The following is a 19,060-nucleotide window of genomic DNA, read 5'->3' on the forward strand; positions in this document are numbered from 1 at the left end:
CCCATGAGCACTGAACACTCCCCCCGCCTGGCATCCCCGACCAGCGCCGGGCACGAGGCAGACGTGCCGCTGAGCGGACAGCCCTCCCCGGCAGGGTCCGACGGCATCGGCAAAGACGCCCGCCGTCGGGTCCTGTGGGGCAGCTTCATCGGCAACTTCGTCGAGTGGTTCGACTACGCGGTCTACGGCTACCTCGCCTCCACGATTGCCGCGGCCTTCTTCCCGGACTCCGACAAGCAGACCGCACTGCTGGCGACCTTCGCAGTCTTCGCGATCTCGTTCTTCGTCCGGCCCCTCGGCGGCTTCGTGTGGGGCCACATCGGCGACCGCCTCGGCCGCCGCACGGCCCTCTCCTTCTCCATCCTCATCATGAGCGGCGCGACGTTCTGCATCGCCCTCATCCCGCCCTACGCCATGATCGGCGTCGGGGCCCCGATCATCCTCCTCGTGATCCGCGTGATCCAGGGCTTCTCGGCCGCAGGCGAGTACGCCGGCGCCTCCGCGTTCCTCGTGGAGTACGCCCCCGCCCACCGCCGTGGCCTCTACGCAGCGGTCGTCCCGGCCTCCACGGCGGCCGGCCTCCTGCTCGGCTCGCTCCTCGCGGCCCTGCTCTCGATCGTCCTCACGGATTCGGAGATGGCGGCCTGGGGCTGGCGCCTGCCGTTCCTGCTCGCGGCCCCGATGGGCCTGATCGGGCGGTACATCCGGACCAAGCTCGAGGACACCCCCGTGTTCCGCGAACTGGCCCAGGAGGACGAGGTCACCCACGCCCCGGTCAAGGACATGTTCGTCAAGCACTGGCGCTCGCTCATCCTGGCGGTCGGCGCAGTGCTGCTCAACGCCGTCGGCTTCTACGTGATCCTCTCCTACATGCCCACCTACCTCTCCACGGAGCTGGGCTTCGGGACCACGGAGTCCTTCTTCGCCACGACGATCGCGCTGCTGACCTACATCGGCTTCATCTTCCTCACCGGGATGGCCTCGGACCGGTTCGGCCGCAAGCGCGTGCTCCTGTCCGCCTCGATCCTGTTCATCCTCCTCACGGTCCCGGCGTTCATGCTGCTGGACTCCGGCAACTTCGCGGTGATCCTGCTCGTCGAGGTCTTCCTCGGCGCGATGCTCACCCTCAACGACGGGACCCTGCCGAGCTTCCTCGCCGAACTGTTCCCGACCCGCATCCGGTACTCCGGCTTCGCCGTGAGCTTCAACCTCGCCAACGCCGTCTTCGGCGGCACGGCCCCGTTCATGGCGACCCTGCTGATCGGGCTCCTGCACACCAAGCTCGCGCCCGCCTGGTACCTCGTCGCCGCCGCGATCGTCTCCCTCATCGCCGTCCTGTGCGCCAAGGAGACCTCCCGCCGGCCGCTGGCCCACTGACCTTTCCGACCTTCCTCACCTCTACGCACACACAACCCCTGAAAAGGAGACCCACCATGTCCGTCGACACGAACGTCACGAACGTCACCGAGCTCGAGCGCCTCAAGGTGCTCCACAACGGCACCAAGGGAAAGCTCACGTTCTCCGACGCCGAGTTCGAGCGCCGCCTCGCCGGCCTCCGCCAGATCATGGCCGCCAAGGACCTGGACGCGGTCATCCTGACCAGCTACCACGGCATCAAGTACTACTCCGACTTCCTCTACACCACGTTCGGACGCAACTACGCCCTCGTCGTCACCGCCGACGACTCGGTCACGGTCACCGCGAACATCGATGCAGGCATGCCGTGGCGCACCTCCTACGGCGAGAACATCGTCTACACGGACTGGCGCCGCGACAACTTCTTCTTCGGCCTGCAGGAGGCCCTGCGCCAGCGCGGCGTCAAGGCCACCCGCCTCGGCGTCGAGGACGACTTCCTCCCGGGCCTGACCCGCGAGAAGATCGCCGCCGCGTTCCCGGGTGCCGAGCTCCTCGACGTCTCCCAGGACGCCATGCGCCAGCGCATGATCAAGTCCGCGGAGGAGATCGAGGTCATCAAGCACGGTGCCCGCATCGGCGACCTCGGCGGCGAGGCCATCCGCAACGCCATCCGCGAGGGCATCTCCGAGTACGAGGTCGCGCTCATCGGCACGGAGGCGATGGTCCACGAGATCGCCAAGACCTTCCCGGACCGCGAGGTCCGCGACACGTGGGTCTGGTTCCAGTCCGGCATCAACACCGACGGCGCCCACAACTGGGCCACCACCCGGAAGCTCCAGCGGGGCGACATCCTCTCCCTGAACTGCTTCCCGATGACCTCCGGCTACTACACCGCCCTCGAGCGCACCCTGTTCCTGGGCCAGCCGGACGAGCGCTCCCTCGAGCTGTGGAACATCAACGTCGAGGTCCACCGCCGCGGGCTCGAGCTGATCAAGCCCGGCGCCGTCTGCAAGGACATCGCCGCCGAGCTGAACGAGATCTACGTCTCCCACGGGCTCCTCGCCAACCGCACGTTCGGCTACGGCCACTCGTTCGGCGTCCTCTCGCACTACTACGGCCGCGAGGCGGGCCTCGAGCTGCGCGAGGACATCGAGACGGTCCTCGAGCCGGGCATGGTCGTCTCGATGGAGCCGATGATCACGGTCGCCGACGGCCTCCCGGGAGCCGGCGGCTACCGGGAGCACGACATCCTGGTGATCGGCGAGGACACGGTGGAGAACATCACCAAGTTCCCGTTCGGCCCCGAGAAGAACATCATCGAGGCCTGATCCGCCCCGATGCCCCGGTTCCGGGGCCGGTCCGTCACGGGGGCCGGCCCCGGTGAGCACGACGGCGCCGCACCTCGCCTCACGCGGGGTGCGGCGCCGCCGTCGTGCGCCCCGCGGGGCGCCACCAGGAGAGGACACCACGATGACCGAGCCCACACCGGCGCCCCGGCGCATAGGGTTGAGCCATGACTGAGAACGGCAACGGTGAGGCCGGCGAGGGGCGCGCGGCCTCGCCCATCTCGAACGCCGTGGCGGTGCTGCGCTGCTTCAGCGTCGACGAGCCGCTCCTGGGGGTCACCGAGATCGCCGCCCAGGTGGGCCTGCACAAGAGCTCCGTGTCCCGGATCCTGAGCACCCTCGAGTCCGAGGGGCTCGTGGAGCGCGACGAGCCGACGCGCAGGTTCCGGCTCGGGCTTGGCATCATCGCGGTGGCCGGCCCGCTCCTGGCCGACCTGGACGTGCGCCGGGTCGCCTACCCTGTGCTCCGCGAACTCGGCGAGAAGACGGGCGAGACCTCGGCGCTCCTGCTCTGGAACGGCCACGAGGCCATCTCGGTCGAGCAGATTCCGAGCCGCCACCAGGTCAAGCACACCACGACCCTCGGGACCCGCTACGCGACGGCGCTGTCCGCCTCGGTGCAGGTCTTCCTCGCCACAGAGACGCCCGAGCGGGTCCACGAACTGCTGGACACCGGCGCCGTGCAGCTGCCGCAGGCCGACAGCAGCGCGCTCGACGCCTACGCCGCGCGCCTCGCCGACGCCGCCGCCAAGGGCTACGCGGTCAACTACGGCGAGACCTCCCCGGACGAGGTGGGCGTGGCCTCCCCCGTCTACGACCACCGGGGCGATGTGGTCGCGGCGGTGCTGATCTCCGCGCCGCGCTTCCGGGTGTCCCCCGAGCGGCTCGCGGAGATCTGCGAGGCCTGCGCCCGCGCCGCCGTGGACGTGACCCGGCGGCTCGGCGGCAACGCGGGAGGCCGTGCGGCCGCGGGCTGACGCGCGCAAAGCCCGGCCCTGTCCCGGCCTGCTCGGCTCCCGGGCCTACTCGGCGATGTCCTCCGCCCACAGCTCGGCGTGCTCGCGCTGGAAGTCCGCCATCATCTCGGCGCAGCGCGGGTCATCGAGGACCTCGACCTCGACGCCGCGGGAGCGCAGCAGCTCGAGCTCGCCGCCGAACGTCCGCGCCTCCCCGACCACGACCTTGGGGATCTTGAACTGGATGACCGTCCCGGTGCACATCGCGCACGGAGCGAGCGTCGTGTACAGCACGGTGTCGCGGTAGGTGCGCTGGCGGCCCGCCGCCCGCAGCGCGGCCATCTCGCCGTGGGCGATGGGATCGCCGCTCTGGACGCGCTCGTTGTGGCCGACGGCGATCACCTCGCCGTCGCGGACCAGGGCTGCGCCGATGGGGATCCCGCCCTGGGCCAGGCCCTCCCGGGCAGCCGAGAGGGCCGCCTCGAACCCTGCGCTCACTGCTGGGCCCCGTGCTCGACCCCGGCGGGGACGAGCATGACCTTGGTCGAGCGCCGCTCGTCCATCGCCCGGTACGCCTCGGCGGCGTCCTCGAGCGGCAGCACCGAGTCGAACACCAGGCCGGGGTTGATCGCGCCCGAGAGGACGTCGGCGAGCAGCTCGGGAAGGTACTCGCGGGTGGACGCCGCGCCGCCGCCCACCGAGATGTTCTTGGAGAACATGGTGCCGATCGGCAGCTCGGCACCGCCGGCGGGGACGCCCACGAACCCGAGGCTGCCGCCGGGCCGGGTGCAGGCGAAGGCCTGCTCCATCGACTCCTTGGTGCCGACGCACTCGAGCACGGAGTCGGCGAGGACGCCCCCCAGGATCGAGCGGACCTTCTCCGCGGCGTCCTTGCCGCGCTCCGCGACCACGTCCGTGGCGCCGAACTGGCGGGCGATCGCCGCCCGGTCCTCGTGCCGGGACATGGCGATGATGCGCTCGGCACCGAGCCGCTTGGCGGCGAGGACCGCGCACAGGCCCACCGCGCCGTCGCCCACCACCACGACGCTCCGCCCGGGGCCCACGTGGGCGGCCACGGCGGCGTGGTGGCCGGTGCCCATGACGTCGGAGAGGGTGAGCAGGCTCTTGGTGAGGGCCTCGTCCGGGTCGCTCACGCCGGGGACCGGGACGAGCGTGCCATTGGCGAGGGGAACGCGGACCAGCTCCCCCTGGCCGCCGTCCACGGGGAGGCCCTGCTCGTCGGAGCCGCCCCACGCGGCGCGGTGCTCGCAGGCGACCTGCACGCCGTTGCGGCACGGCGGGCACTCGCCGCAGGAGATCGCCCAGGGCGCCACGACGAAGTCGCCGACCTTGACCGCGGTCACGTCATCGCCGACGGCCTCGACGATCCCGACGAACTCGTGCCCGATCGGGTGGGGCTCCTCGGTGGCGCGCACGCCGCGGTAGGGCCACAGGTCCGAGCCGCACACGCAGGCCGCGGTCACGCGCACCACGGCGTCGCCGGGGAGGCGGACCTCGGGCTCGGGCCGGTCTTCGACGCGGATGTCGCGGGTTCCGTGGATCATGGTGGCGCGCATGGGGGCTCCTTGCGTTGCGTGGCTGCGTTCAGGTCCAACCTACTCCCGCTCTCCCCGCCCGGCCGACCCACCCCGTCTGGGGGTCACCTCCTGGAAGTCACCTCCTGAGGGCCACCACCTGAGGGTCACCTTCTGGAAGTCGCCTCCGCGGAGTCCGACCTGGTTTCGGGCCGCCTGGCGGCGCGCCGTCCCCGACACGCCGCGTGCGGCCGCGGCAGCGCGCGAACAGTGGTCGGGCTCCGCTCGGGCCTCCACCGAGCACGACGGCGGCCGGCCGCCTTCCGTGCGGGAGGTGGCCGGCCGCCGTGGTCCTCAGGTGAGAAACCTCAGAGGTTCGAGTCAGCCAGGTGCACCGGGTAGACCGAGCGGAGGAGGTGGGCGGTCTCGGACGGCGTCTTGCCGACCTTGACGCCCGCGGCCTCGAGGGCCTCCTTCTTCGCCTGGGCCGTGCCGGAGGAGCCGGAGACGATGGCGCCGGCGTGGCCCATGGTCTTGCCCTCCGGGGCGGTGAAGCCCGCGACGTAGCCGACGACCGGCTTCGTGACGTTGTTCTTGATGAACTCGGCCGCGCGCTCCTCGGCGTCGCCGCCGATCTCGCCGATCATGACGATCGCCTTGGTCTCCGGGTCGGCCTCGAACGCGGCGAGGGCGTCGATGTGGGTGGTGCCGATGACCGGGTCGCCGCCGATGCCGATGGCGGTGGAGAAGCCGAGGTCACGGAGCTCGTACATCATCTGGTAGGTCAGGGTGCCGGACTTGGACACGAGGCCCACGCCGCCCTTGCCGGTGATGTTGGCCGGCGTGATGCCCACGAGGGCCTCGCCCGGGGTGATGATGCCGGGGCAGTTCGGGCCGATGATGCGGGTGGTCTGGTTGCCGGCCGCGTCCTTCGTGGACTGGGCGAGGGCCCAGAACTCGGCGGAGTCCTGCACGGGGACGCCCTCGGTGATGACCACGACGAGGCCGATCTCGGCCTCGATCGCCTCGACCACGGCGTCCTTGGTGAACGCCGGCGGGACGAACACGATGGAGGTGTCCGCGCCGGTCTCAGCCATGGCCTCCTTGACCGAGCCGAAGACCGGGAGCTCGACGGCGTTGCCGTGCTGGTCGCTGTGCGAGACCGTGGTGCCGGCCTTGCGCGCGTTCACGCCGCCGACGATGTTGGTGCCGGCCGCGAGCATGCGGGCGGTGTGCTTGGAGCCCTCGCCGCCGGTGATGCCCTGGACGATGACCTTGTTGTCCTTATTGAGGAAGATCGACATTTTTCTCTCGTCCCTTACTTCGCAGCGCCCGAGTTGGCGAGCTCGGCGGCCTTGTCGGCGCCCTGGTCCATGTTCTCGGCGAGGGTCACCAGCGGGTGGTTGGCCTCGTGGAGGATGCGGCGGCCCTCGTCGACGTTGTTGCCGTCGAGGCGCACGACGAGGGGCTTGTTCGCCGAGTCGCCGAGCTTGTTGAGGGCGCCCACGATGCCGTTGGCCACGGCGTCGCACGCGGTGATGCCGCCGAAGACGTTGACGAAGACGCTCTTGACCTGCTCGTCGCCGAGGATGATGCCCAGGCCGTTCGCCATGACCTCGGCCGAGGCGCCGCCGCCGATGTCGAGGAAGTTGGCAGGCTTGACGTTGCCGTGCTTCTCGCCGGCGTAGGCCACGACGTCGAGCGTGGACATCACGAGGCCCGCGCCGTTGCCGATGATGCCGACCTCGCCGTCGAGCTTGACGTAGTTCAGGTCCAGGGCCTTGGCCTTGGCCTCGAGCGGGTCCTCGGAGTCCTTGTCGACGAGGGCCTCGTGCTCCGCGTGCCGGAAGCCCGCGTTCTCGTCGAGGGAGACCTTGCCGTCGAGCGCGATGATGTCGCCGGCGCCCGTGCGGACGAGCGGGTTGACCTCGACCAGCGTGGCGTCCTCGCCCTTGAAGACGTCCCACAGCTTGACGATGACGTCCGCGACCTTCTCGCGCAGCTCGGGGGCGAAGCCTGCGGTCTCGACGATCTCGGCGGCCTTGGCGGCGTCGATGCCGACGGCCGGGTCGACGGGGACCTTGGCGAGGGCCTCGGGGCGCTCGACGGCGAGCTGCTCGATCTCCATGCCGCCCTCGACCGAGCACATGGCCAGGTAGTTGCGGTTGGCGCGGTCGAGCAGGACCGAGAAGTAGAACTCCTCCGCGATGTCCGCACCCGCGGCGATCATGACGCGCTTGACGGTGTGGCCCTTGATGTCCATGCCGAGGATGTTGGTGGCGTACTCGAACGCCTCGTCGGCCGTCTTGGCGACCTTGACGCCGCCCGCCTTGCCGCGGCCGCCGACCTTCACCTGAGCCTTGACGACGGTGACCCCGCCGATCTTCTCGGCCGCGGCCTTGGCTTCCTCGGGGGTGTGCGCAACGATGCCGGCGAGCACGGGAACCCCGTGCGCCTCGAACAGATCGCGCGCCTGATACTCAAACAGGTCCACGGTTCAGGTCCTCTACGTCGAAAGTAGTTCTGACTCGGAGCACGCACGAGTGTGCCGTGGGGAGCTCCCCTCGGCGGGCCTGATGCTCCAAGGGGCAACTCTAATCCCTTGCAGCGGCGCGAGCTCCCCACGGGCTCCGTTCGTGACCAACCGCACAGCTCTACGATTCGTAGAAATGGGCCGCCGTGCGGTAGGCCCAGCCGCCCGGGGGGCCGTGGTCAGATCCTCGCCTCCGGCGACGTTCCGGCCGCCGGCTCCGCCGCGGCCGCCGCCGCGACCGCCTCCGCGATGGAGGTGTCGTGGCGGGAGATCGCCCAGTGGACGACGGCGGCGATCGCGCCGCCGATGAACCACGAGAACGGCGCGAGGTAGTCGAAGGCGGGGACGAGCGCGACGACGACGGCGGGCACCGCCGAGACGATGAACGAGGCCACGGCCTTCGGGTTCCAGCCGCTGCGGTACGCGTAGTGGCCGCGCTCCCGGAAGAGCTCGCCGACCGCCACGTGCTGCCTCCTGAGCACGTAGTAGTCCACCATGATGATCCCGAAGAGCGGCCCCAGCAGGGCACCGAGACCGCCCAGGAACAGGTTCACGACCACAGGGCTGTTGAACAGGTTCCACGGGGTGATCACGAGCGCGATGAGCGCCGCGATCAGACCGCCACGCTTGAAGGTGATCTTCTCCGGCCACACATTGGCCAGGTCGTAGGCCGGCGAGACGAAGTTCGCGACGACGTTGATGCCGAGCGTTGCGACGGCGAACGTGACGGCGCCGAGCAGGAGCGCCCACACGCTGTCGATGCGGCCCACGATCTCGACCGGATCGTAGATGTGCTTCCCGTAGACCTGGTACGTGCCGGCCGTGACCACCACGGACACCACCGAGAACGCGATGAAGTTCACCGGCAGGCCCCACAGGTTCGCCGTCCATACCGCCCGGCGGTCGGGCGCGAAGCGGGAGAAGTCGCAGAAGTTGAGCAGGAGCGTGGAGAAGTACGTCACGGTCAGCGCGATGGCCGCGGCGAACGCGTGCCCGACCCCCCACGTGGCCGTGCCGCCCTGGAGCTCGAGCGAGACCCTCCAGCCGGCCTTGAGCAGGATGTACACCACGAGGAGCCCCATGACGACCCAGACGGCGGGTCCCGCCCAGTCCTGGAAGCGGCGGATCGTGTCCATGCCGTTGCGCAGGAGGACGAGTTGGAGCGCCCACATGAGGAGGAAGCCGAGCCAGCCGAGCGTGGATTCGCCGAGGAAGTTGTTCTCGGTCAGCCCCTGGGCGTCGGGCCAGATCTTCAGCGCGATGATGATCACCGCCCGGGAGGCGAGCCAGGTCTGGATGCCGTACCACGCGATCGCGACCAGCGCCCGGATGAGGGCGGGCAGATTGGCCCCGATCGTGCCGAAGGAGATCCGGGCCAGCACCGGGTACGGCACTCCCGTCTTCTGGCCCGCATACCCGGAGAGGTTCATGAGGAAGAAGACGAGGACGATCCCCACCACGAGCGCGAGGAAGACCTGCCATGCGCCGAGGCCGATCGCGAAGAGCCCTGCGGCGAACGTGTAGCCGCCGAGCGAGTGGATGTCCGACATCCACATGGCGAACAGCGAGTAGAAGCCCCACTTCCTGTGCTCGGCGGGCGCGAGGTCCTCGTTGTAGAGGCGGGGACTGTACCCCGCGGGAATCGACTCGGCCACCGTTCCGCCTCCTTGCCCACGGCTCCCCCGGCGGTGCCCCCACGCCGTTCGACGACAGGGTAGATCCGCCGGGCCCCGGGCTCAACGGGCGGGGCGCTCAGCCGACCTTGGTCAGCGGCGCGTAGCGCAGCAGCAGGCGCTTCTCGCCGACGTCGAAGCTCACCTTCGCGACCGTCTTGTCCCCGGCGCCCTCCACGCCGATCACGGTGCCGTTGCCGAACGCCGTGTGGTTGACCTTGTCCCCCACCGAGACCGCGATGACCTCCTTCTGCGGCTGCACGCGCCCCTTGGCCGCGGCCGCCGAGGGCGGGGATGCCGGGGAGATCGAGGAGAAGTTCGCGTTCCGGCTCGTCCCGGCTCCCCAGGAGGAGCCGCCGTAGCGGCCCGCGGACCGGTCCCACCGGTCGTTGGCGTTGCCCACGGCGGGCGGCCGCTTGGACCCCTCGCGCTTCCAGTCGATCAGCTCGGCCGGGACCTCGCCCAGGAACTGGCTCGCGGGGTAGTACTCGCTCTGGCCCCAGAGGCTGCGGACCTCCGAGCGGGTGAGGTAGAGCCGCTTGCGGGCGCGGGTGAGGCCCACGTACGCGAGCCGGCGCTCCTCGGCCAGCTCCTCGGGGTCGGTCGCCGAACGGCGGTGCGGGAAGACCCCGTGCTCCATGCCCGTGAGGAACACGACCGGGAACTCGAGGCCCTTGGCCGTGTGCAGGGTCATGAGCGTCACGACGCCCTGCCGCCTCGCCTCCGCGACCGCGGCGTCGACCTCGGCCTGGGAGGCGCCGTCCGGGGTATCCGGGATCTGGTCCGCGTCGGCGACGAGGGAGACCTGCTCGAGGAACTCCTCGAGGCTCCCCTCGGGGTTGTCGCGCTCGTATTCGCGCACGACGGCGACGAGCTCGGCGAGGTTCTCGACGCGCGACTCGTCCTGGGGGTCGGTCGAGCTCCGCAGGCCCGCGAGGTAGCCCGTCTGCTCGAGCACGGCCTCGAGGGCCTCGGCCGCTCCCGAGCCTTCCGCCACGGCCGCGAGGTCGTCGAGGAGCTTGACGAAGCCCTTGACGGCGTTGAGCGAGCGGGTGGCCATGCCGGGGACCTCGTCCGCGCGCCGCGCGGCGGCCATGAAGGAGAGGCGCTCCCGCTCGGCGAAGGCGGCGATGGTGCCCTCGGCCCGCTCGCCGATGCCCCGCTTCGGTTCATTGAGGACGCGGCGGAGGTTGACGTCGTCGTCCGGGTTGACCAGCACGCGCAGGTACGCCAGCGCGTCCTTGATCTCCTTGCGCTCGTAGAAGCGGGTGCCGCCGACCACCTTGTAGGGCAGGCCCACCCGCATGAGGATCTCCTCGAGGCTGCGGGACTGGGCGTTGGTGCGGTAGAACACCGCGACGTCGCCGGGCCGGAACTCGCCCGTGTCGGTGAGGCGGTCGATCTCCTTGGCGATGAAGCGCGCTTCCTCGTGCTCGTTCTCGGCTGCGTAGCCGATGACCTTCTCGCCGTCCCCCTCGGAGGTCCACAGGCGCTTCTCGGGCCGGTTCGGGTTCCGGGAGATCACGGCGTTCGCGGCGGAGAGGATCGTCTGGGTCGAGCGGTAGTTCTGCTCGAGCTTGATGGTGCGGGCCTCGGGGTAGTCCTTCTCGAACTCCACGATGTTGCGGATGTCCGCCCCGCGGAAGGCGTAGATGGACTGGTCGGAGTCGCCCACCACGGTCAGCTCCGAGGCGTCCGGGCCCTCGCCGACGATCTCCCGCACGAGCGCGTACTGGGCGTGGTTGGTGTCCTGGTACTCGTCCACGAGGACGTGCCGGAATCGCCGCCGGTAGGTCTCCGCGAGCGCCGGGAAGGCCCGGAACATGTACACCGTCTCGGCGATGAGGTCGTCGAAGTCCATCGCGTTCGCCTGGCGCAGGCGCTGGGTGTAGCCCTTGAAGACCTCGGCCACGCCGGCCTCGAACGGATCGTTCATGTTCGCGCGGCCGGCGAAGTCCTCGGCGTCGATGAGCTCGTTCTTGAGCGCCGAGATCTTGTGCTGGACGGCCTTGGGCGCCACCTTCTTGGGGTCCAGCTCGAGGCCCTTGTGCACGAGGGTGATGAGCCGGAGGGAGTCGGCGGAGTCGTAGATCGAGAAGTTCGAGTTCAGCCCCACGGACTTCGCCTCGCGGCGGAGGATGCGCACGCACGAGGAGTGGAACGTGGAGATCCACATCCGCTGCGCGCGCTCGCCCACCAGGGCCTCGATGCGCTCGCGCATCTCGGCGGCGGCCTTGTTGGTGAAGGTGATGGCGAGGATCTCGCCGTGGTGGGCACGGCGGGTCGCGATGAGGTAGGCGATCCGGTGCGAGAGCACCCGGGTCTTGCCGGACCCGGCGCCCGCGACGATGAGCAGGGGACCTCCGGCGTGGGTGACGGCCTCGAGCTGCTCGGGGTTGAGCCCCTCGAGGAGGTGGGCCGCCTGCGCCTTGGCTTCCCTGCGGGCGTCCTCGGCCGGGTCGGAGGCAGGCAGCCAGCCCTCGGGCAGGTCCTCGGGGGCGCCGGTCTCCTCTTCGGGCGCGGGCCGGAGCTCCTCGGGGTCTGGTTCCTCCGCCCCGCCGGGCAGGCCGGACTTGGGCAGATGGGCGTAGGGATCGAAGAGCATATCCATGATCCCTCTATTTTAGGCCGCGCGGCTGACACTTCTGGGGGGACGGCGAGCGCTGGCGTGGCCGGGACGGTCGGCGCCCCGGCCACGCCCGGCGCTCATGCGCCCGGCGTGCGGCGCACCCCGTAGCGGTGCCCCTCGCTGTCGGTCTCGATGTCGATCCCGTCGAGCTCGCGCGCCTCCTTGAGGTCTTCGGGGTTGTGGCCGTGGCGCTCGGGCTCGGTGGCGATCCGGCGATTGGCCGGCCCGTACAGCCCGCGCAGGTGGCCCATGGTCCTCATGAAGGACTCGGACTTGGTCTCGCGCGTGCCCGGCTCCGGCTGGCCCGGCTGGTGGTGGTTCATTTGCGCACCTCCCTCCCTGTGCCTCAGTCCGTCTTGGCCTGGACGGTCTCCGCGCTGGCGAAGACCTCCCGCATGAGCTCGAGGACGCGGTTGCGCGCGGCAAGGAGCTCGACGAGGCACTTCTCCAGCTGGTCGGCGAGGTGCGCGCTGATCCACTCCCGTGCGTAGACGGTGAGGGGCTCGTAGACGGCGATCGCGCTGTAGACCACCTCGAGGGCCAGCGGCAGGACCGCGAGGTCCTTGATGCCGTCGGCCGTCTTGCGCAGGACCGTGTGCGCCTCCTTGTCGAGCCCGTCGGCGGCGTGGCCCGGCGGGACGGCCACGTTGCGCTCGAGTTCGGCGAAGCAGTCCTCGAGGACGGCGGCGTGGAGCCGCGCCTCCTCGCTCAGGTCGAGCATGAGGGCCGCGACCTCGCGCCGCTGCGACTCCTGCTCGAGGACTCCCAAGGTGACGATCGAGCGGCGGCTCGTCCCGCGGGCGATTCCCAGGCGGTACACGAACAGCTCGTGGGCTTCGGAGAAGTACTCGAACATGGCAGGACCTCCCTCCCGGCGGGCCAGCGGCGGGCGCGGAGCCCTGGCGGATCCTTCGACGACGTCCGTCCCAGTCCTGCCTTCATTCTCCGCCCCGGCACGGGCCGGGGCAATGAAGAGTCCTACCCGTCGAGGCCCCGGATCTGCTCGGCGACGTCCGCCGGATCCGCCTCCTGGACGCCTGCCGGGTCCGGCTCGACGACGACTTCCTCCCCGTCGATCAGGCCGTCCTCCTCGTCCCAGACCTTCTCGTCCGGTTCCACGGAGAAGTCGAGCGAGGGGTCCTCCTCCTCGCTCAGGCTGCGCGCTGGATCCTGGTTGTCGATGCTGGCCATCGTTCCCCTCCGTGCAGGCCTCGTTCCGGGCCGCCCCGGTCCCGGGGCTCAGTCCAGCACAGCACCGGGCCGCTGAGGGGTCAAGGGTGCCGCCGGCAGCGGGCTGCGGCCCCGCGGTGCGCCTCAGCCGAGCCGTGCGGAGGAGAGCGCCGCCACGATCTCGCGGACCGCCGTCGCGCCCCCCGCCGCGAACCAGGTGAGCCCGTTGATCTCGACCGTCGCGGTGGTGCCGCCGGCGGCGGTGACGATCGCCTTGCCGGGGAGCCAGTCCCATTGGGGGCAGGAGTGCTGGAACCAGGCGCCGATCTCGCCCTGGGCCACGCGTGCGAGGTCGCACGAGCCGGAGCCGAGGATGCGGATCGACGCCGACCGGACGGCCGCGGCGTGCCACGGCATTGCCGAGAGCGGCTGCTCGAGCCAGCGGGGCTGGATGGAGGTGGCGACCCCCAGCATGCCCAGGCGCGCGTCGGCCGGTCCGCCGAGGGGCTGGCCGTTGAGCGTGGACGGGGTGTCCGCCCCTCCGATCCACAGCTTGTCCTCCTGGGGCTGGAAGATCGCCCCGAGGAGCGCCTCCGGGTCGGCGTCCCCGTTCGAGGCGGCCCCGCGCAGGGCCAGGGCCGAGCACCAGTAGCTCGAGCCGGAGAAGAAGTTGTAGGTGCCGTCCACCGGGTCCACGACCCACGTCCGGCCGGAGGCGGACCGCACGTCCGTGCCCTCCTCGCCGAAGACCCCGTCCTCCGGCCGGCAGCGGCGCAGCTGGGCGAGGATGTAGGCCTCGGCGGCCTTGTCCGCGGCGGTCACGATGTCCGAGACGGACGACTTGCGCTGGGCCTCGAGGCCCTCGCGGCGCATCTCCAGCGCCAGCGTCCCGGCCGTGCGCACGAGCGCCTCGGCCAGCTCGGCGTCGGTCAGGTTCGGGTCGAGGTCGGGCAGGGCGCGGTCGCTGGTCTCAGGCACACGCCCAGCCTACCTGCGGGCCCGGCACCCACGGGGGCGGCCCACGGTCCACCCCGGCGGTCCGTCCGCGCGGGGACCGGGACGGATAATGGACCCATGTCCAAGACCCCGGCCCAGCGGGCCCGCAAGCACGGCGAGCGCGCCGCCGCTCCGAGTGCCCGCCCCGGCCAGCCCGTCAACCCCACCACGAGCCGCACGCCAGAACAGGCCCGGGGCAACGCGCGCCTGATCATCATCGCCGCCCTCGTGGCGAGCGTGTTCATGTTCTGGTACTACCACCTGCTCACGCTCTCGCAGATGACCCAGCTCTCCGGCGGCCTCGCCATGCCGGACTCGCTCGTGGGCGGCTTCTCCCCGGACTACGCGCACCGGCTGCAGGGCGCGCTCGACGACGCCGCCCGCGGCCAGCTCAGCTACGTGCACAAGACCGCGGGAACGCTCTTCCCGCTCATCTCCGGCTTCACGTTCCTGCTCGTCTTCGGCACGTGGCTGAAGGGCAAGGCCCTGCGCTGGGCCTCGTTCGCCGTGGTGGTCGTCTTCGCGATCGTGCGGCTGTGGGGCAACATCGCGGTGGACGGCGCCGTCGCCCCCGGCGCGGACGCAGGCGCCGCGGTGCTCGCCTCGGTCCTCGTCGTGGCGGGCTGGGTGCTGCTCTTCGTCATGCTCCTCGGCGCGGGGGCGGCGGTGCTCGCCGCGCGGCGCGGTCGCACGACGGCGCGGCGCACCTCGGGCGGCTGAGCGCCTCCGCGTGCCGGCGGCAGGGGCGTTGCGGGTGCGGAGCGGGGGTCAGGCGCGCACGCGGCGCAGGGCCCGGGCCTGCCGGGCCGGGACGCCGAGGCGGTAGGCGATGACCGCGCCCACGAGCGCGATCCCGGCCGTGATCGGGTAGCCCATGAACCGCTCGAGGGTCCCGGGCTCGGGCACGTGGAGTCGGACCGCGCCGCCCACGATCGTCGCGACGAACGAGGCGCCGCCGCACAGCAGCACGGGCCACGCGGCAGCCGTGCGCCCGATCCACAGCAGGCCGAGCACCACGAGGGCCGTCGAGCCGCCCAGGAAGTAGGCGCCCGCCGCGGCCAGGTGCACGGCCTCGATCGAGTCCTGCGGGACGAGCCCCACCACCGCGACCCCCGCGCCGGCGAGCCCGAGGAGGACCCGGACCGCGAGCGTCGCCGCCCAGGGCACCGCGGCCGCCGGGTGCCCCGACCGGATCGCCGCGGCGACGCCCCCGCGGGAGGCGGGGGCCGGAGTCGTGCGCGGAAGGCCCGCGGTGCGGGCGGCGAGGGCCCGTGAGAGCCGCGCCTGTGCGCGGACGGCGCGGTCCTGGGCCGCGACGCGGAGCACGGCCGAGGTGATGAGCAGGGCCGCGATCACCATGCCGACGCCCTGGAGGACGAAGGAGACGTTCATGAGGGTGTGCAGCGGCGAGCAGACCTCGCGGGTGCCGTGGAGGCCGCAGCCGACCTGGCCGAGGTCGCTGATGAAGTTCAGCCGCCGGCTGTACGGCGCGGGTCCCCGCCAGGCCGCGATCGTGGCCGCCTCCGCCGCGAAGAACTGCAGGATGCTCACTGCCGACCACGCGCCGAGGTAGTGCCGGATCCGGTCGGTCGATGCCTCTGCTGCAGCCACGCGCCCAGCCTAGCCACGCCTGCAGTGTGCGGCGCGGCCGCCCCGCCAGCCGGTATGCTTGTCAGCGTGCCCGGCGCGATCCGGGCCGGCCCCCGTAGCTCAGTAGGATAGAGCGGCCCTCTCCTAAAGGGCAGGCCATCGGTTCGATTCCGGTCGGGGGCACTTGTCATATCCGGTCCCCGAGCTGCGCGCGTACCTCCTCGGGGCGTGGGCCGTGGAGCGCGAGCTCCTGGACCGCGCCTCCGGCGCCCGCGGCAGCTTCAGCGGCACCGTGGCCTTCGAGGCCGCGGACGACGGCGGCCTCCGCCAGTGCGAGCGCGGCACCGTCCGCTGGGGCTCGCACGAGGGCCCCGCCGGGCGCGAGTACGTGTGGCGCCCGGGCTCCGGGCCCGGCGCGATGGAGGTCTTCTTCCCCGACGGCCGGCCGTTCCACGCCGTGGACCTCACCGGCTCCGCCGGCGACGGCGCCCACTGGTGCTCCCCCGACGACTACCGGGTGCACTACGAGGCCATCGGCCCGGACGAGCTGCGCTACATGTGGGACGTCCGGGGGCCAGCCAAGGACCTGCTCCTGACGAGCATCCTCCGCCGGCTCCCCGCCCCTGACTGACCGTGCCGCCTCACCTCCCGCCGTGAGGGGTCATGTCCCTGCGATGAGGGGTCATGTCCCCGCCGTGAGGGGTCATGTCCCTGCGATGAGGGGTCATGTCCCCGCCGTGAGGGGTCATGTCCCTGCGATGAGGGGTCACACCCCCTTGTTGTACACGTCGAGCCCGAAGCGGTCCAGGCCCGGCGTGCCCGCGTACCCGAGGTAGGACAGGCCGTTGAGGTCCTCGATGCTGGCGAGCAGGCTGTAGTGGTTGTACGGCGTCGTGGACCATGTGCCGCCGGCGGTGAACGGCGAGAGCACGAGTGCCCCGACGCGGCCGCCGCCCATCCCCGTGATCCCCGGCAGCGCCGCATTGGGCCCGGGCCCCTCGCCGCAGCACGCGCTCGCGTCCTGCTGCGGGCCGTCCGACTCGTCGAAGGTGATGACCAGGACCCCGTCCTTCTTGAACGCGGGCGAGCCGGTGATGACGGGAACCCACTGCTTCAGCCACGCGTCGGCCGAGACGAGGCCCCCGGGCTGCCCGTCGACGCACGGGGAGTCGTGCCCGTCGTGGCACAGGTTCGGCGTGATGAAGGAGACGTCCGGCGTGGTCGAGGCCGAGGCGAGGTCGCCGCTCAGGGCGGAGAGGTCCACGTCCTTCGCCGCGCAGTCGGGCGAGCCGGTGATGCCGGCGAAGTAGACGAACGGGTTGTGGCGGGCGGCGTACTGGTCGCCGACCCGTGCCTTCTGGGTATCGTCCACCGCGCCGAGCTGGGGATGGCGGCAGGGCGTGCCCATGTCCTCCATGTAGCCCTTCCAGCTCTTGCCCGCCGCGGTGAGCTGGTCCGCGACCGTCTTCACGCCCGAGGGGTAGACGCACCCGCTGCCGACGGCCTGGCCCTGGTCCGCCGTGCCGGTCTGGACGAACGGCGAGTAGGTCTGGCAGTCGGCCTGGGTCTGGCTGTTCGGGCCCTGCCCCGACACCTCGGAGACGTAGTTGTCGAGCGAGTTGTGGCCGGTGCCGTAGTAGCTGTTGAGCAGGACGCCCTGCGAGCGCAGCGTCTGCGAGAGGTAGGGCGCCTGCGAGGACGGGCCCCACGTCTCCTCGTAGCCCTTGTTCTCGAGGTTGATGACGAAGACGTGGGAACTGGACGGCAGGTACTGGGAGGTCGGCCCGGCGGCGTGGGCCGCCTGGTCGGCGCCGCCGCGCACCAATGCGACGGCGGCGAGCACCAGCACGGCGACGGCCGTGAGCACGACGGCGAGCGGCCGCCGTCGTGCGACGGCAAGGGCGCCCGGGGCGGGGTTTGCGCGGGTCATGAGAGCTTCCATCCTTCCGAGATGGCTCGGTCCTTGAGCGGCTTCCACTCGTCTTCGGGGTCGCCGCCGGGCAGGGGTGTGCAGGCCGGGCCGGCGGCGAACGGCGGAACCGTGTAGGCCGGGGCGCTGAGGTTCGGGGCCGAGGCGAGGTCCAGCACCTCGGCGATGTTGGCGGCGTTCGCGTCCCGCTGGGTGAGGGCCTGCAGGTTCCACCGCCACTCGATGGCCTTGAGCACCGAGGTGTGGTCGTACGTGCCCGAGGCCACCGCGCCGCGGCGGGCGAACGGCGAGACCACGAGGGCCGGGACCCGGAACCCCCGCAGGGACGTCTTCGGGCTCACGTCCGGCGCGGTGGTCGGGGCCACGTGGTCGTAGAAGCCGCCCCACTCGTCGAAGTTGACCACGAGCATCGTCCGCGGCCACGCCGGAGACTTCGTGACGGCGTTGTAGACCTCGTTGAGGAAGAGCTCGCCGGAGCGGAGGTCCGCGTGGGGGTGGTCGTCGCCCGAGGTGCCGGAGCTCTCGTCAGTGAACCGGGGGTCCACGAAGCTCACCGACGGCAGGGTGCCGGCCGCGCAGTCACTGAGGAACTCGGAGTACTGCGCGGAGATGGGCAGGTACTTGGTGCCCCAGAGGGCCACGAACGGCACGTCGGAGTAGTAGTACTTCCCGGAGACGCCGGCAGCGGCCAGACGGTCCCAGATGGTGGGGATCGTCGCGTTGGCGGTCGAGTTGTGGATGCGGTCCGTCTGGGCGGAGTGCTGGTAGAAGCGGTTGGGGTACGTCTCGGCCATGACGGCGGCATAGTAGTTGTCGCACACCGTCCAGCCGGGCGCTGCCTGGGCGAAGAACTGCAGGTCCGCACCGGTGTAGTACCCGATCGCGAAGTCGTCGTTCTCGCCAGCGCGCAGCCAGCCGTCGCACTTGCCGTTGTTGTACTCGATGAGCCCGCCCTCCTGGGAGTGGTCGGGATCGGGGTGGCTGCACCCCTGGTAGTCGGTGAGGTGGTGCGTACCGTGCGGCACCCCATAGCGGTCGGTGTAGGTGAGGCCGCCCTGCTTCCCGTTGGCGCCGGGGAGCCAGCCGAGGAAGTGGTCGAACGAGCGGTTCTCCATCATCACCACGATGATGTGGTCGATCCCGGAGGCGCTGGGGTCGGCGGGCAGGGCGGCGGGCGCAATGCTTCGGACGGACGACGGCGACGCGGCCCCGGTGAGGGCTGCGGCACCCAAGGCGGCGAGGGACGCTGCCGAGAGGAAACTGCGGCGGGAGGTGGTCACGGCCCACCAAGTTACCGTGCAGTAGCGCTTCTCAGGGCCGGCTTTCCCGACTGTTCACCAGCGGTT

The 19,060-nt window shown here is 71.2% G+C and carries 18 protein-coding genes and 1 tRNA gene; 6 read left to right on the top strand and 13 right to left on the bottom strand.

Annotated features, from left to right (window positions below):
• Positions 1–3: 3 nt before the first annotated feature.
• The 3 genes from ACYVKZ_RS05105 to ACYVKZ_RS05115 all read left to right on the top strand — a co-directional run bounded on the left by ACYVKZ_RS05105 (position 4) and on the right by ACYVKZ_RS05115 (position 3,679).
• Positions 4–1,377 (top strand): MFS transporter, encoded by a 1,374-nt coding sequence (locus ACYVKZ_RS05105; RefSeq protein WP_460990990.1) that lies wholly within the window; start codon positions 4–6, stop codon positions 1,375–1,377.
• A gap of 56 nt (positions 1,378–1,433) precedes the next feature.
• Positions 1,434–2,684 (top strand): M24 family metallopeptidase, encoded by a 1,251-nt coding sequence (locus tag ACYVKZ_RS05110; protein ID WP_460990991.1) that lies wholly within the window; start codon positions 1,434–1,436, stop codon positions 2,682–2,684.
• A gap of 185 nt (positions 2,685–2,869) precedes the next feature.
• Positions 2,870–3,679 (top strand): IclR family transcriptional regulator, encoded by an 810-nt coding sequence (locus ACYVKZ_RS05115; RefSeq protein ID WP_460990992.1) that lies wholly within the window; start codon positions 2,870–2,872, stop codon positions 3,677–3,679.
• A 45-nt stretch (positions 3,680–3,724) separates the two neighbouring features.
• Here ACYVKZ_RS05115 and ACYVKZ_RS05120 read toward each other — a convergent pair whose 3' ends face one another.
• The 10 genes from ACYVKZ_RS05120 to ACYVKZ_RS05165 form a co-directional block, all read right to left on the bottom strand.
• Positions 3,725–4,156, bottom strand: a complete 432-nt coding sequence (locus tag ACYVKZ_RS05120; protein WP_460990993.1) for a nucleoside deaminase — start codon at positions 4,154–4,156, stop codon at positions 3,725–3,727.
• The gene (locus tag ACYVKZ_RS05125) at positions 4,153–5,235 is read right to left on the bottom strand and encodes a zinc-dependent alcohol dehydrogenase family protein (protein WP_460990994.1); all 1,083 of its coding nucleotides are present in this window, start codon (positions 5,233–5,235) and stop codon (positions 4,153–4,155) included. Before ACYVKZ_RS05125 ends, ACYVKZ_RS05120 begins: the two co-directional genes overlap by 4 nt.
• Before the next feature lie 326 nt (positions 5,236–5,561).
• Entirely contained in the window at positions 5,562–6,497 is a 936-nt protein-coding gene (sucD, locus tag ACYVKZ_RS05130) for a succinate--CoA ligase subunit alpha (RefSeq protein ID WP_460990995.1), read from the bottom strand.
• Positions 6,498–6,511: 14 nt separating this feature from the next.
• Complete coding sequence (sucC, locus tag ACYVKZ_RS05135; RefSeq protein ID WP_460990996.1) at positions 6,512–7,687, bottom strand: ADP-forming succinate--CoA ligase subunit beta; 1,176 nt, start codon at positions 7,685–7,687, stop codon at positions 6,512–6,514.
• Between the two features lie 218 nt (positions 7,688–7,905).
• Entirely contained in the window at positions 7,906–9,381 is a 1,476-nt protein-coding gene (locus ACYVKZ_RS05140) for an NCS1 family nucleobase:cation symporter-1 (protein ID WP_460990997.1), read from the bottom strand.
• A 97-nt stretch (positions 9,382–9,478) separates the two neighbouring features.
• The gene (gene pcrA, locus ACYVKZ_RS05145) at positions 9,479–12,004 is read right to left on the bottom strand and encodes a DNA helicase PcrA (RefSeq protein WP_460991090.1); all 2,526 of its coding nucleotides are present in this window, start codon (positions 12,002–12,004) and stop codon (positions 9,479–9,481) included.
• 101 nt (positions 12,005–12,105) lie between these two features.
• Positions 12,106–12,351, bottom strand: a complete 246-nt coding sequence (locus tag ACYVKZ_RS05150; protein WP_460990998.1) for a hypothetical protein — start codon at positions 12,349–12,351, stop codon at positions 12,106–12,108.
• A 23-nt stretch (positions 12,352–12,374) separates the two neighbouring features.
• Positions 12,375–12,884, bottom strand: a complete 510-nt coding sequence (locus tag ACYVKZ_RS05155) for a DUF892 family protein (protein WP_307008682.1) — start codon at positions 12,882–12,884, stop codon at positions 12,375–12,377.
• Positions 12,885–13,006: 122 nt separating this feature from the next.
• Positions 13,007–13,219: a hypothetical protein gene (locus tag ACYVKZ_RS05160; RefSeq protein ID WP_460990999.1), complete on the bottom strand. Its 213-nt coding sequence runs from the start codon at positions 13,217–13,219 to the stop codon at positions 13,007–13,009.
• 123 nt (positions 13,220–13,342) lie between these two features.
• On the bottom strand, positions 13,343–14,176 hold the full coding sequence (locus ACYVKZ_RS05165; RefSeq protein ID WP_460991000.1) for an inositol monophosphatase family protein: 834 nt from the start codon (positions 14,174–14,176) through the stop codon (positions 13,343–13,345).
• A 96-nt stretch (positions 14,177–14,272) separates the two neighbouring features.
• Between ACYVKZ_RS05165 and ACYVKZ_RS05170 the strand changes: the two genes are divergently transcribed.
• Complete coding sequence (locus tag ACYVKZ_RS05170; protein WP_460991001.1) at positions 14,273–14,914, top strand: hypothetical protein; 642 nt, start codon at positions 14,273–14,275, stop codon at positions 14,912–14,914.
• Positions 14,915–14,962: 48 nt separating this feature from the next.
• Here ACYVKZ_RS05170 and ACYVKZ_RS05175 read toward each other — a convergent pair whose 3' ends face one another.
• Positions 14,963–15,805, bottom strand: coding sequence for a hypothetical protein (locus ACYVKZ_RS05175; RefSeq protein ID WP_460991002.1), 843 nt, complete (start codon positions 15,803–15,805; stop codon positions 14,963–14,965).
• Between the two features lie 88 nt (positions 15,806–15,893).
• Here ACYVKZ_RS05175 and ACYVKZ_RS05180 point away from each other — a divergent pair.
• Together ACYVKZ_RS05180 and ACYVKZ_RS05185 are read left to right on the top strand one after the other, a co-directional pair.
• Positions 15,894–15,967 (top strand) — tRNA-Arg (locus ACYVKZ_RS05180).
• A 1-nt stretch (position 15,968) separates the two neighbouring features.
• Complete coding sequence (locus ACYVKZ_RS05185; RefSeq protein ID WP_460991003.1) at positions 15,969–16,415, top strand: DUF6314 family protein; 447 nt, start codon at positions 15,969–15,971, stop codon at positions 16,413–16,415.
• Between the two features lie 135 nt (positions 16,416–16,550).
• Here ACYVKZ_RS05185 and ACYVKZ_RS05190 read toward each other — a convergent pair whose 3' ends face one another.
• Both ACYVKZ_RS05190 and ACYVKZ_RS05195 read right to left on the bottom strand, forming a co-directional pair.
• The gene (locus ACYVKZ_RS05190) at positions 16,551–17,714 is read right to left on the bottom strand and encodes an alkaline phosphatase family protein (RefSeq protein WP_460991004.1); all 1,164 of its coding nucleotides are present in this window, start codon (positions 17,712–17,714) and stop codon (positions 16,551–16,553) included.
• Complete coding sequence (locus tag ACYVKZ_RS05195; RefSeq protein WP_460991005.1) at positions 17,711–18,994, bottom strand: alkaline phosphatase family protein; 1,284 nt, start codon at positions 18,992–18,994, stop codon at positions 17,711–17,713. The genes ACYVKZ_RS05190 and ACYVKZ_RS05195 overlap by 4 nt, the downstream gene beginning before the upstream one ends.
• Between the last annotated feature and the right edge of the window lie 66 nt (positions 18,995–19,060).

Source organism: Sinomonas soli, from assembly GCF_054782415.1.

Coding starts and splice junctions, on each gene's coding strand:
- ACYVKZ_RS05155 (WP_307008682.1), bottom strand. CDS start 12,884: ATGTTCGAGTACTTCTCCGAAGCCCACGAGCTGTTCGTGTACCGCCTG.
- ACYVKZ_RS05115 (WP_460990992.1), top strand. CDS start 2,870: ATGACTGAGAACGGCAACGGTGAGGCCGGCGAGGGGCGCGCGGCCTCG.
- ACYVKZ_RS05160 (WP_460990999.1), bottom strand. CDS start 13,219: ATGGCCAGCATCGACAACCAGGATCCAGCGCGCAGCCTGAGCGAGGAG.
- pcrA (WP_460991090.1), bottom strand. CDS start 12,004: ATGCTCTTCGATCCCTACGCCCATCTGCCCAAGTCCGGCCTGCCCGGC.
- ACYVKZ_RS05105 (WP_460990990.1), top strand. CDS start 4: ATGAGCACTGAACACTCCCCCCGCCTGGCATCCCCGACCAGCGCCGGG.
- ACYVKZ_RS05190 (WP_460991004.1), bottom strand. CDS start 17,714: ATGACCCGCGCAAACCCCGCCCCGGGCGCCCTTGCCGTCGCACGACGG.
- sucD (WP_460990995.1), bottom strand. CDS start 6,497: ATGTCGATCTTCCTCAATAAGGACAACAAGGTCATCGTCCAGGGCATC.
- ACYVKZ_RS05125 (WP_460990994.1), bottom strand. CDS start 5,235: ATGCGCGCCACCATGATCCACGGAACCCGCGACATCCGCGTCGAAGAC.
- ACYVKZ_RS05170 (WP_460991001.1), top strand. CDS start 14,273: ATGTCCAAGACCCCGGCCCAGCGGGCCCGCAAGCACGGCGAGCGCGCC.
- ACYVKZ_RS05150 (WP_460990998.1), bottom strand. CDS start 12,351: ATGAACCACCACCAGCCGGGCCAGCCGGAGCCGGGCACGCGCGAGACC.
- ACYVKZ_RS05110 (WP_460990991.1), top strand. CDS start 1,434: ATGTCCGTCGACACGAACGTCACGAACGTCACCGAGCTCGAGCGCCTC.